The 11,474-nt window shown below is 61.6% G+C and carries 12 protein-coding genes; 7 read left to right on the top strand and 5 right to left on the bottom strand.

The window, feature by feature from the left end; genetic code table 11:
- Positions 1–168: 168 nt before the first annotated feature.
- Both ACFOMF_RS15570 and ACFOMF_RS15565 read right to left on the bottom strand, forming a co-directional pair.
- Entirely contained in the window at positions 169–933 is a 765-nt protein-coding gene (locus ACFOMF_RS15570; RefSeq protein ID WP_386366535.1) for a TOBE domain-containing protein, read from the bottom strand.
- Positions 934–1,614: 681 nt separating this feature from the next.
- Complete coding sequence (locus ACFOMF_RS15565) at positions 1,615–1,836, bottom strand: hypothetical protein (protein WP_386366533.1); 222 nt, start codon at positions 1,834–1,836, stop codon at positions 1,615–1,617.
- 154 nt (positions 1,837–1,990) lie between these two features.
- Between ACFOMF_RS15565 and ACFOMF_RS15560 the strand changes: the two genes are divergently transcribed.
- From ACFOMF_RS15560 to ACFOMF_RS15550, 3 genes are all read left to right on the top strand, one after another.
- Complete coding sequence (locus ACFOMF_RS15560; protein ID WP_386366531.1) at positions 1,991–2,866, top strand: YihY/virulence factor BrkB family protein; 876 nt, start codon at positions 1,991–1,993, stop codon at positions 2,864–2,866.
- 90 nt (positions 2,867–2,956) lie between these two features.
- On the top strand, positions 2,957–4,087 hold the full coding sequence (locus ACFOMF_RS15555) for a glycosyltransferase (RefSeq protein ID WP_386366529.1): 1,131 nt from the start codon (positions 2,957–2,959) through the stop codon (positions 4,085–4,087).
- Between the two features lie 137 nt (positions 4,088–4,224).
- Complete coding sequence (locus ACFOMF_RS15550) at positions 4,225–4,416, top strand: CsbD family protein (protein WP_386366527.1); 192 nt, start codon at positions 4,225–4,227, stop codon at positions 4,414–4,416.
- Between the two features lie 54 nt (positions 4,417–4,470).
- Here the strand turns inward: ACFOMF_RS15550 and fdxA are convergent, their stop codons facing one another.
- The 3 genes from fdxA to ACFOMF_RS15535 all read right to left on the bottom strand — a co-directional run bounded on the left by fdxA (position 4,471) and on the right by ACFOMF_RS15535 (position 8,834).
- Positions 4,471–4,794 carry a ferredoxin FdxA gene (gene fdxA / locus ACFOMF_RS15545; protein WP_386366525.1) on the bottom strand — a complete coding sequence of 108 codons (324 nt, stop codon included), beginning with the start codon at positions 4,792–4,794 and terminating at the stop codon, positions 4,471–4,473.
- 115 nt (positions 4,795–4,909) lie between these two features.
- Positions 4,910–7,489 carry a DNA mismatch repair protein MutS gene (gene mutS, locus ACFOMF_RS15540; protein ID WP_386366523.1) on the bottom strand — a complete coding sequence of 860 codons (2,580 nt, stop codon included), beginning with the start codon at positions 7,487–7,489 and terminating at the stop codon, positions 4,910–4,912.
- A 121-nt stretch (positions 7,490–7,610) separates the two neighbouring features.
- Positions 7,611–8,834 carry a dicarboxylate/amino acid:cation symporter gene (locus ACFOMF_RS15535; protein WP_386366522.1) on the bottom strand — a complete coding sequence of 408 codons (1,224 nt, stop codon included), beginning with the start codon at positions 8,832–8,834 and terminating at the stop codon, positions 7,611–7,613.
- A gap of 141 nt (positions 8,835–8,975) precedes the next feature.
- Here ACFOMF_RS15535 and ACFOMF_RS15530 point away from each other — a divergent pair, with 141 nt between their 5' ends.
- The 4 genes from ACFOMF_RS15530 to recX all read left to right on the top strand — a co-directional run bounded on the left by ACFOMF_RS15530 (position 8,976) and on the right by recX (position 11,461).
- The gene (locus ACFOMF_RS15530) at positions 8,976–9,239 is read left to right on the top strand and encodes a PepSY domain-containing protein (RefSeq protein ID WP_386366865.1); all 264 of its coding nucleotides are present in this window, start codon (positions 8,976–8,978) and stop codon (positions 9,237–9,239) included.
- 123 nt (positions 9,240–9,362) lie between these two features.
- The gene (locus ACFOMF_RS15525) at positions 9,363–9,863 is read left to right on the top strand and encodes a CinA family protein (RefSeq protein WP_386366520.1); all 501 of its coding nucleotides are present in this window, start codon (positions 9,363–9,365) and stop codon (positions 9,861–9,863) included.
- Between the two features lie 85 nt (positions 9,864–9,948).
- A complete protein-coding gene (gene recA, locus ACFOMF_RS15520; protein ID WP_386366518.1) occupies positions 9,949–11,004 on the top strand; it encodes a recombinase RecA in 1,056 nt (351 codons plus the stop codon).
- 4 nt (positions 11,005–11,008) lie between these two features.
- Positions 11,009–11,461, top strand: coding sequence for a recombination regulator RecX (recX, locus tag ACFOMF_RS15515; protein WP_386366516.1), 453 nt, complete (start codon positions 11,009–11,011; stop codon positions 11,459–11,461).
- Positions 11,462–11,474 lie beyond the last annotated feature (13 nt).

Genomic DNA, 11,474 nt, shown 5'->3' with positions numbered 1-11,474 from the left:
AAGCAGATTTTTTGGTAATTGTCTTTCTATAACAATGAGTTGTTAGAGGGTTCGAAAGCTTTCCCGGTGAGCCCTGTCGGGTCCGAGTCACTTTCATGTTTTGTATATTACAATATATAGATAATTGTCGCGAAACGCACAGTGTTACGCGGGTCCCGAAGGGGTTCTTCAAGCTTGCGCCAGCATGACTTGAGACGCCTTGAACAGTGCCGTGCATTCTTGTCCGGCGCTCAGGGCGAGCTCGTTGGCGCTGGCATTGGTCACCAGGGCGGTCAGGGTGCGGCTTGGGGAGAGGCGCAGCTTGATTTCGCTATTGACGGGGCCGAGTGCCACGTCCAGTACCTTGCCTTTGAGACGGTTGCGAGCGCTGATGCGGACGTCGCAGTCTGGCGTTAGCATCACGGCGTCAGGGTGAATCAACGCCAATACGGCCGTGCCTACGTCCACGCGGAATTCCTCCAGGCTTTCCTCGGAAAGGGTCGCCAGCAATTGAATTCTGCTGCCGATGTCCAGGGTTACGCTGGCCAGCGCGCCTTCGCGCGTGATACCTGTGACTCGGCCACGGAAATGGTTACGCATGTTGCTACCAAACATGAAGGCGCGCAGTTGCCGCTCGATCTCCGGATAGTGCTTCGTCGCGCCGAGCGGGCCCCCGGTCGGCCAATCGCGCCAGGCATCGACCAGGACGCGCCCGTAACGGGTGAGATGGGTTCCGCCCATGGCGGAGTATCGTAATAAAGGGTAACGGGAAAGGTTGTTCATCGCGTCCACGCTGTTCCAGGCAGTCCGATAGCTGAGATTGATCTGCTTGGCTGCGCGACTTATCGAGCCATAGCGGTCGATCTGTTCCAGCAGAAGGAGTCTGGCATGTTCAAGGGCCGGGCTTTTGTATTCCATGGAAACGGAGGAGTTGGGGTAGTGAGAGAGCGCCATGACCGCCTCGAGCTTCGTTATTTATCGATATATATAGAAAAGCAATCGCCGTACCATATCGATCCTCCAGGTCTCGACCAGGGATGGCGCTGGCTTGAAGCTCTGTCGCGGCTCAGGCTCCAGGCGTACCTCGCGTTGGTTATGTCGCAATCCCGGTGGTTTTGTCGGAAGATGAACAATCAAAACCTGGCGATCGCTAGAAAGCGATTGCTCAACTTAAGTCTTTTCCGCGTCGAACCTAATCCCCTCGTCAGCGCTCTATCTAGCAGGAATCAATACTGCTACGGAGAGCCGATGTGACGACTTCAACGAAAGCCTGTGTACCTGTCCAGGCGCCCGCCAAGGCGAGCCTGACGATTATTCTTGCGCCGGGGCAGTCACTGCCTGAGGCGCTTGGTCTGTCTCCCGATATGCCGCTGCACCAGGCCAAGCTCTGTTCGCCCATGACCATCCGCCGGGGTCGCCGTTGGGTAACGGTGAGTGCTCGGGATTGACGTCGAGTCTTCGGATTCAAGGCAAAGAAAAGCCCGCGCGAGGCGGGCTCTAAACAACAACCTTAGGGGAGGGCCAATCCGTCGGCCTTGGTAAAAGAATACGAAGGCGGACGTGAAAAATCTGTGAAGACCAGGTGGGCAGGTGTAACCGGGGGTGTGGGTGTTGCGCTTGTCGGCGGGCCTGGATTCAACGGGTAGCAGCCAGGGCTTCCCTGGTTGTCACCGGCTCTTCGTGACGTTCAGGGGCGTCGTCTTTCTGCTGAAGGTGGCGGATGGTGCGCTTGAGCCGCAAGACCTTGTCTTCCAGGCGGATGACCTTGCGGTTGTTGTAGAACAAGCCAAGCACGAATCCGGCTCCGGTGAACAGCAGGCTGAACAGTAGTAAAGTGTTCTGAAGTTGGGAAACCATTCTTCTTGTTCTCCTTGCGACCGAGCAGTTTCGTAACGTTGCTCGGCTAGGACCGCTTGGCGCCAGTCATGTTCCGCTTTTTGCTCAAAACCCCGAACTCTTTGCCGATGGTGTTCGTCCCACATAGGGCAAGCTCAGACGCAGAGGATTCCTTATGGCTTTGCTGGACACTGGTGGCACAGGCCTCGTTGAACTGACCAAGCGCACCGTGAAACGATTCGGTGAGAAGGAGATGACGATCTACGCCTCCGCGCTGGCATTCCATACCCTGTTTTCGTTGTTTCCCTTCCTGCTGTTTCTGGTCGCCCTGCTTGGATTCCTGCACCTGGGGGAGTTTTTCGAATGGATTCGGCTGCAGGCGGAGCTGGCGTTGCCGCCGATGGCGATGGAGCAGGTGAATCCTGTCATCGACCAGCTGCAGGAGCAGCAAGGCGGTTTGCTGTCATTCGGCATTCTGCTGGCGCTGATTTCGGCCTCCAAGGGCGTGCGCACTCTGATGGCCGGAATGAACGCCGCCTACGATGTGCATGAGCAGCGCCCAGGCTGGAAGATCTACCTGCTCTCGCTGGTTTACACGGTTGGCATCGCCGGCATGCTGCTGGTGGCGGCGGCGTTGATGATCATGGGACCGCAGGTGATGGAGTGGCTGGCCTCGCTGGTGGGGTTGCAGGACATCATCGTTACCCTGTGGACCTGGTTACGCTGGCCGGTGGTGGTGATACTGATGATGCTCGCGGTCGCGGTGATGTACTACGTGGCTCCGGATGTGGAACAGAGTTTCCGTTTCATTACCCCGGGATCGGTGCTGGCTGTGCTGGTGTGGATCGTGGCGTCGATCGGCTTTGGCATCTATGTGCAGAATTTCGCCAACTTCAACGCCACCTATGGAAGTATCGGGGCGATCATCGTACTGCTGATGTACTTCTTTCTTTCAGCTTCGGTTCTACTGTTCGGCGCGGTGCTGAACTCGGTCATCGAACACTCTTCGAGCCAGGGCAAGGACGACGGCGACAAGAAGCTGGATTCCTAGCGGAGGGCCGGTGGGCGAACGCACTCCAGGCCTCGCGGTCCATTGGTTCATGCGGGCTTGATCCCGGCCCGGCGCGAGGGGAGAACGGCCTTGCATATCGCCGACATGACCATGTCTTACGCCTTTGCCAGTGGTGTGGTGCGTACCTATCTTGAAGCGAAGCACCGGCGCTTGCAGTTGTATCCCGGTGTTCAGCACAGCCTGCTCGTGCCTGGCCGGCGACACCGCTTTGCAGATGGGTTGTATGAGCTGCCTGCGCCCCGCTTGCCATTCTCCGCGGGGCAGCGCTTTCCGCTGCGTCGCGGCCCCTGGTCCGAATTGCTGCAGGCGATCAGGCCGGACGTGATCGAAGCGGGTGACCCTTACGTAACGGCCTGGGCTGCGCTCGATGCGGGACAGCGGCTGGATGTGCCGGTTGTCGGCTTCTATCACTCGGATCTTCCATTGCTGGCGCGCAACCGCTTCGGCAACTGGGTGGTCGGACGGATGAGTCCTTATGTGGCGCGGCTTTACGAGCGTTTCGACCGGGTGCTGGCGCCCAGTCAGATGATGGCCAGCCGGCTCCATGCGCTCGGGATCGAGCGGGTGTACGTGCAGCCGATGGGGGTCGATTTACGGATATTCCGGCCCGGACGGCGCGACCCCGAATTGCGTCGCCAGCTGGGACTTTCAGACGACACGCGGCTGCTCATCTATGCAGGTCGCGGGTCGTGCGAGAAGAATGTCGATGTTCTGTTGAATACGGCACGCCGCCTTGGCGCGCCCTATCACCTGTTGCTGGTGGGCTTCGGTCTGCCACGGCGAGTGCCGGACAATGTGACGGTCATCTCCCGCTACTGCCCTCCGCTTGAACTGGCTCGTCTGATGGCCAGTGCCGACGCCTTCGTGCACGCCGGGTCCCAGGAAAGTTTCGGGATGGTGGCCCTGGAGGCGATGGCATGCGGACTGCCGGTAGTGGCGGCGCAGGCCGGGGCCTTGCCGGAAATCCTCCCCGTCCATGTCGCGCGCATGTGCGAACCACACAATTCAGCGTCCATGGCGGCGGCGGTGCAGGACCTGTTCGACGCCGATGTCCAGTTGCTTGGGCGCCTCGCCAGGGGGCACGTCGAGACGCACCATGCGTGGGACGGCGTAGTTGCAGGGTTACTGGCGCACTATCAATCCATCCTTGGTTCGGTGGATCTGCCGGTTCTGATACCAGGCGAGGCACAACGGCCCTGAGCGATACCGAGGCGTCCAGCCGGTGAAGGAAACACATGGTTAACGAATACTGGATGAGCGTACCGCCAAATGCTGAACGTCCCTTCAACTTCTCTGTCGGATTTTACGTAAATCATTGAATATGAAGGAGAGCAGCTATGGGTAGCGCAGAAGACAAAATCAAGGGCAACGTCAATGAAGCGGTTGGCAAGGCCAAGCAGGGGATCGGTGAAGCGACTGATAACGCTGACCTCAAAGGCGAAGGCAAAGGTCAGGAATTGAAAGGTGAAACTCAGGAAGTGAAGGGTGAAGCCAAGGACAAGATCAAGAGCGGTGTAGACAAGGCCTGAGCACTGTCCGCTGCAGACACAATGCCCGCCTTGCGCGGGCATTGTGCATTCTGATCAACGCTCCAGGTGCTGGAGCTTGTCTTTCACGCCGTCCCAGTCTTCGGCATCGGCAAGCGGGTCTTTCTTCTCGGTGATATTGGGCCAGACTTCGGCCAGGTCGGCATTGAGCTGGATGAACTCCTGCATGTCATCAGGCACTTCGTCCTCGGAGAAGATGGCCTCGGCAGGGCACTCCGGCTCGCACAGTGCGCAATCGATGCACTCGTCTGGATGAATCACCAGAAAGTTCGGGCCTTCGTAAAAGCAATCCACCGGGCAGACTTCCACGCAGTCGGTGTACTTGCATTTGATGCAGTTGTCGGTGACGACGAAGGTCATTGCTACTTATCTCCTCAGTGTCGGGCGCCAGGTCGTGATGCGCCTGCTTGTACCGCACCAGGCTATGGAATGCGGGAATCAAAAAACGCGCGATTCTAGCAGTTTTTTCGCCCTGTCAAAGGCGTGCCTTCAGGCTGTATAGCAGCTCCAGGGCGGCGCGCGGGGTCAGGTCGTCCGGTTTCAGGCGATTGAGCTCCTCGATCACCGGGTGTGGAAGGCTGGCGAACAGGTCGGCCTGCAGTGGAGCGGCGGGCTCGCCGGGCTGATGTCGGGGCGTGTCATGGGGCAGGCTGGTGGTTTCCAGTCGGGCCAGATGTTCGCGGGCGCGGACGATCACTTCGCCCGGCACGCCGGCCAGCTGTGCTACCGCCAGGCCGTAACTCTGGCTGGCCGGGCCTGGCAGGACGGTATGCAGGAACACGATGCGCTCATTGTGTTCGGTCGCCGACAGATGAACGTTGGCCACCACCGGCTGGCTCTCGGGCAGAACCGTCAACTCGAAGTAATGGGTGGCGAACAGGGTGAAGGCGCGCAGCTTGGCCAGGTGCTCCGCCGCAGCCCAGGCCAGGGAAAGCCCGTCGAAGGTACTGGTGCCGCGACCCACTTCATCCATCAGAACCAGGCTGCGGTCGCTGGCGTTGTGCAGGATGTTGGCCGTTTCGCTCATCTCGACCATGAAGGTGGAACGCCCGCCGGCCAAGTCGTCGCTGGAGCCGATGCGGGTGAAGATGCGGTCCACCAGCGACAGTTCGCAGGCGCGTGCCGGAACGAAGCTGCCGATCTGTGCCAGGAGCACGATCAGCGCCGTCTGTCTCATATAGGTGGATTTGCCGCCCATGTTCGGGCCGGTGATCACCAGCATGCGGATGTCGTCATCGAGGGCCAGGTCATTGGCGACGAAAGGCGTGTCCAGTACCTGCTCGACCACCGGATGACGACCCTGGTCGATGAACAGTCGCGGCTCCTCGACGAAGTGCGGGCGGTTCAGGTCGAGGTTCAGCGCGCGCTCGGCGAGGTTGCTCAGTACGTCCAGTTCGGCCAGCGCGGCAGCCGATCCCTGCAAGGGGGCCAGGTGTTCGATCAACAGGTCGAGCAGCCCCTCATAGAGGGCCTTTTCACGAGCCAGCGCACGGCTCTTGGCGGACAGTGCCCTGTCTTCGAATTCCTTGAGTTCGGGAGTGATGAAGCGCTCGGCACCCTTGAGGGTCTGTCGGCGTATGTAATCGGCCGGGGCGGACTCGGCCTGCTTGCTCGGCAGCTCGATGAAGTAGCCGTGGACCCGGTTGTAGCCGACCTTGAGGTTGGCCAGCCCGGTGCGGGCCTTTTCCCGGGCCTCCAGGTCCATGAGGTACTGTCCGGCGTTCTCGCTGAGCGATTGCAGCTCGTCCAGTTCGACGTCGTAGCCTTTCTTCAGCACGCCGCCGTCGCGGATCACTGCTGGCGGGTTGTCGATGATGGCACGTGCCAGCAGGGAGGCCAGCTCCGGGTAGGTGCGGATGTTCTGCGCCAGGCTGCCCAGATGCGGCGCGACCAGTTCACGCATCGCCTCCTGCAGTTGTGGCAGGGCGGCCAGGGCGTCTCGCAGGCGCGCCAGGTCGCGTGGCCGTGCGTTGCGCAGGCCGATCCGGGCAAGGATGCGCTCGAGGTCGCCTATGTCCTTGAGCTGCGGCTGGATCTGCTCGAAGCGGTAATGTTCAAGCAGGCAGGTAATGGAATCCTGGCGTACTTCCAGTACGGCTCGGTCGCGCAACGGGCGGTGCAGCCAGCGGGTCAAGAGGCGCGAGCCCATGGCGGTCTGGCAGCGATCCACCACCGATTGCAGGGTGTTGTCTCGTCCGCCGGATAGATTGGTGTCCAGCTCCAGGTTGCGCCGGGTGGCGCCATCGAAAATGACGGTCTCGTCGAGCCGCTCGTGACGCAGGCTGCGCAGGTGGGGCAGGGCAGTGCGCTGGGTTTCCCTGGCGTAGGCCAGCAGGCAGCCCGCGGCGCCGATGGCCAAGGTCAGGTTTTCACAACCAAAACCCTTCAGGTCGCCGGTGCCGAATTGCTGACACAGGCTCTTGTGGGCAGTATCGCGGTCGAAGTCCCAGGGGGCACGGCGGCTCAGGCCGCGTCTGCGCTCCAGCGGCAGGCCCTGCGGCCAGTCGTCGGGGATCAGCAGCTCGGTAGGGCTCAGCCGTTCTAGTTCGGCGAGCAGGTTTTCCCAGCCCTTGAGCTCCTGAACGCTGAACCGGCCGCTGGCGATGTCCAGCACCGCCATCCCAAACAGCTTCTCGTCGCCCAGCACCGCGGCCAGCAGGTTATCGCGGCGCTCGTCGAGCAGTGCTTCGTCGGTCACCGTGCCGGGGGTGACGATGCGCACCACCTGACGCTCCACGGGGCCCTTGCTGGTCGCTGGATCACCGATCTGCTCACAGATCACCACCGACTCGCCAAGCTTCACCAGCCGCGCCAGGTAGCCTTCGGCCGAATGGAAGGGAATCCCCGCCATCGGGATGGCATTGCCGGCCGATTGCCCACGGGCGGTCAGGGTAATGTCCAGCAGCGCCGCGGCGCGCTTGGCGTCTTCGTAGAAGAGTTCGTAGAAATCGCCCATGCGATAGAACATCAGTTGATCGGGATGCTCGCGCTTGAGCTTCCAGTACTGCTGCATCATCGGGGTGTGGGCGGACAGGTCTTGATTGGCTTTTGGCATCGCGCGTCGGTTGTGCTGTAGGGGCAGGCTGGGGCTGTGCGGCCCGGTTTGGCGGCTGGCAAGGTTAGCATGGCCCGGCGTGCCTCGCCGAGAACGCGCCGGGCCAGGCTGCCCGTCTCCCTTACTGCGGCGCAAGCTTGTCGACGACCAGGCTGCCGACAATATCGCCTTCGACGTTCACCGCGGTGCGCACTGTATCCAGCAGTCGGTCGATGGGTAGAAGAATGGCAATGGCCTCGGCCGGCAATCCCACAGCCTGCAGCACCATCACCATGGTCACCATGCCGGCGCTGGGGATGCCTGGCGCGCCGGTGGAGGCAATCATGGCGGTTAAGAACACCACCATTTGCTGGGCGAAGCTGAGTTCGATGCCCACCAGATTGGCGACAAACAGCGCGGCGGCGGCTTCATACAGGGCTGTGCCGTCCATGTTCATGGTCGCGCCGAGGGGCAGGACGAAACTGGCCACCTCGCGCCGAACCTTGAGCTGTTCGGCGCAGCGCAGTGAAATCGGCAGGGTTGCCGCGCTCGAACTGGTGGCGAAAGCCGTCACCAGGGCTTCCCGCGCCCCGCGCCAGAACCACAGCGGCGATTTGCCAGTGATAAAGAACAGGATGCCCGGCAGCACCACCAGGCCGTGGAACAGGGTCGTGGCAAACACCAGGGCGATGAATCCGCCCACCGCGGACAACAGTGCCACGTCCTGCTCGGCCACCAGACGGATCAACAGTGCAAGGATGCCCAGAGGCGCCAGACGCATGATCCAGCTGACGATGCGCATGATCAGTTCGAGAAACTCCTGCAGCACCAGCAGGATGTTGCGATAGCGCTCGCCTCCAGTGACCAGGGCTACCCCCATGAACATGGCGAACACCACGACCGCCAGGATGCTGCCGTTGGCAAATGCGGCGAAAGGGTTTTGGAACAGGTTGGCGAAGAAGTGCAGAAAGAATTCGGGCAGGGTAAGCTGGCGCGCTTCGAAGGAATCCATCGCGTCGGCAAAGAGTTCGATGGAGAGCCCGGCCCCTGGGCGGAACAGGTTGGAGGCTATGAGTGCGACCAGCGTCGCCAGGCCGAGTGTCAGCACGAAGTACGCCAGGGTGCTCATCCACACCCGATTCACCTGCCGATGCGCCTGCAGGTTCGCCACCCCCACGGCGATCGAGGTGAACACCAGAGGAATCAGGACCATCTGCAGCAGGCCGACGAAAATGCTGCCGATCAGCGTGCTGGCGTAGATCACGCCCAGGCGCAGTTCCGAGTCGGTGGGCATCAGGCCGGTCAGCCAGCCGAAGGCCAGGCCGAGAACGGCGGCTACTAGAATCTGCAGATTGAGGCTGGGCATCGGGAGTCCTCTTCGACGGGAAGCGAGCAGGGTATCGGTGGGCGGGCAGCAAGTCCCGCGCCGAAAGGCAGGCGATCGGTTGGAACCCCGGCGGCCATGGGTTCTCAAACTACATGACAGCCATAACCAATAATTGGAGACATCATGAAAAAAACACTTGCTGCGCTTTTCGCTTCTGCCTCGCTGGTCCTGGCCGGTGTCGCCTACGCTGATCGTCCCGGTGCGGACTGGATCAGCATCGAGCAGGCGATCGAAACCGCCAAGGGCGCCGGCTACACCACCATCTATGAGATCGAGGCCGATGACGACCATTGGGAAGGCAAAGGCATGAAGCAGGACGGTGAGGTCCACAAGTTCAAGATCGACGGCCGCAGCGGCGAGATGAAGCGGGACAAGAAAGACTGACAGGTCTGGAAGTCCAGAAGGCCAGGCCAGTCGGCCTGGCCTTTTCATTTGTCTCTCCGGGTCGACAGCCAGCGTTCTGATGCCTATCTTTCGCCGATCCTCTGAATTGACCGGGAAACAAGCATGGACCGCCTGACCGAGCTGGCATCCGAACTGGGCGCGCGCCTCACGGCGTCTGGGGCCCAGGTCACCACCGCCGAGTCCTGTACCGGCGGCGGCATCGCCGAAGCGATAACGCGGATTGCTGGCAGCTCGGCCTGGTTCGAAGCCGGCTACATCACCTACTCCAATGCGCAGAAAACTCGCCAGTTGGGCGTGCCGGCGGCGCTGTTCGAGCAGGTCGGCGCGGTCAGTCGCGAAGTGGTCGAAGCCATGGTGCTGGGTGCCGTGCGCCGGAGCGGGGCGCGCATCGCCGTCGCGGTAAGTGGCATTGCCGGGCCCGGCGGAGGTTCGCCGGACAAGCCCATCGGGACGGTGTGGCTTGCCTGGGCCGATGGCGCTCGGTCCTTTAGCCAGCGCATCCAGTTGGGCGGAGATCGTCAGGCGATTCGGGTGCAGGCGGTGGAACGCGCGCTGGTCGGATTGATCCGCCTGGCGGCCGGGGAAAATCCGCTCGAGGGCTAGGCGGGCAACGGGCGCTATGCTCTAATACTGTCTACTTATACAGTTGTCGTGGCCTTCGGCCCCTGTGATCTTACGAGGATTCCAAATGGACGAGAACAAGAAGCGCGCCCTATCTGCCGCTCTGGGTCAGATCGAACGTCAGTTCGGCAAGGGCGCGGTCATGCGCATGGGTGATCATGATCGTCCGGCGATTCCCGCCATTTCCACCGGCTCGTTGGGGCTCGACATAGCCCTTGGCATTGGCGGCCTGCCAAAAGGCCGTATCGTCGAAATCTACGGCCCGGAATCCTCGGGCAAGACCACCATGACCCTGTCGGTGATCGCCGAAGCCCAGAAGCAGGGCGCCACCTGCGCCTTCGTCGACGCCGAGCATGCCCTGGATCCGGATTACGCCGGCAAGCTGGGAGTCAATGTCGATGACCTGCTGGTCTCGCAGCCGGACACCGGTGAGCAGGCGCTTGAAATCACCGACATGCTGGTGCGTTCCAATGCGGTCGACGTGATCATCGTCGACTCCGTGGCTGCGCTGGTACCCAAGGCGGAAATCGAAGGCGAGATGGGTGATACGCACGTCGGCCTGCAGGCGCGCCTGATGTCCCAGGCCCTGCGCAAGATCACCGGCAACATCAAGAATGCGAACTGCCTGGTGATCTTCATCAACCAGATCCGCATGAAGATCGGCGTGATGTTCGGCAGCCCGGAAACCACCACCGGCGGCAATGCCCTCAAATTCTACGCCTCGGTCCGTCTGGATATCCGCCGGATCGGCGCGGTGAAGGATGGCGACGAAGTGATCGGCAGTGAAACCCGGGTCAAGGTTGTGAAGAACAAGGTTGCCCCGCCGTTCCGCCAGTCGGAATTCCAGATCCTCTATGGCAAGGGTATCTACCGCAACGGCGAAATCATCGACCTCGGCGTGCAGCAGGGCCTGGTGGAGAAATCCGGCGCCTGGTACAGCTACCAGGGCAGCAAGATCGGTCAAGGCAAGGCCAACGCGGCCAAGTTCCTTGAAGACAACCCGGAAATCGCCCAGGCCATCGAGCAGCAGATCCGTCAGAAGCTGTTGGTGGCCAGCCCAGGCACCAAGGCCGCCCAGGCCGCTTCCAGCGAAGACCTGGCCGACGCCGAAGCCGACTTCTGACGCCATGCCGGTCATACTCGACAGCCCCGCCGCGGTGCGGCGGGCTGCGATGGATCTCCTGGCTCGGCGCGAGCATGCCCGCGCCGAGCTAAGTCGCAAGCTTCGCCAACGCGGCGCCCCTCCCGAGCTCATCGACCCGACCCTCGAGCGTCTCGCCGATGAAGGTCTGCTGAGCGAAACCCGCTATCTCGAAAGCTTCATCCGCCGCAAGGCCATGGCGGGCTGCGGGCCACTGCGCATTCGCGAAGAGCTTTCCCACACCGGCATCCCCCGTGACACCATCGAACAGGCCCTGCGCGACAGCGATTTCGACTGGTCCGAGCAGTTGCGTGAAGTGTGGCAGCGCAAGTTCGCAGCGAGCAGGCCCCAGGATGCTCGGGAGCGAGCCAGGCAGGCCCGCTTCCTCGCGTACCGTGGCTTCCCAGCGGAGCTGATCAGCCGACTATGGCGGTCCTGAGCGCTCCCGCGAC

It is taken from the genome of Stutzerimonas tarimensis, assembly GCF_042648805.1.
Classification (GTDB): Bacteria; Pseudomonadota; Gammaproteobacteria; order Pseudomonadales; family Pseudomonadaceae; genus Azomonas; species Azomonas tarimensis.
Note: the sequence above shows the minus strand (reverse complement) of the source record. Positions and strands in the feature narration are given on the sequence as shown.

Coding starts and splice junctions, on each gene's coding strand:
- ACFOMF_RS15570 (WP_386366535.1), bottom strand. CDS start 933: ATGGCGCTCTCTCACTACCCCAACTCCTCCGTTTCCATGGAATACAAA.
- ACFOMF_RS15565 (WP_386366533.1), bottom strand. CDS start 1,836: ATGGTTTCCCAACTTCAGAACACTTTACTACTGTTCAGCCTGCTGTTC.
- ACFOMF_RS15560 (WP_386366531.1), top strand. CDS start 1,991: ATGGCTTTGCTGGACACTGGTGGCACAGGCCTCGTTGAACTGACCAAG.
- ACFOMF_RS15550 (WP_386366527.1), top strand. CDS start 4,225: ATGGGTAGCGCAGAAGACAAAATCAAGGGCAACGTCAATGAAGCGGTT.
- fdxA (WP_386366525.1), bottom strand. CDS start 4,794: ATGACCTTCGTCGTCACCGACAACTGCATCAAATGCAAGTACACCGAC.
- mutS (WP_386366523.1), bottom strand. CDS start 7,489: ATGCCAAAAGCCAATCAAGACCTGTCCGCCCACACCCCGATGATGCAG.
- ACFOMF_RS15535 (WP_386366522.1), bottom strand. CDS start 8,834: ATGCCCAGCCTCAATCTGCAGATTCTAGTAGCCGCCGTTCTCGGCCTG.
- ACFOMF_RS15525 (WP_386366520.1), top strand. CDS start 9,363: ATGGACCGCCTGACCGAGCTGGCATCCGAACTGGGCGCGCGCCTCACG.
- recA (WP_386366518.1), top strand. CDS start 9,949: ATGGACGAGAACAAGAAGCGCGCCCTATCTGCCGCTCTGGGTCAGATC.
- recX (WP_386366516.1), top strand. CDS start 11,009: ATGCCGGTCATACTCGACAGCCCCGCCGCGGTGCGGCGGGCTGCGATG.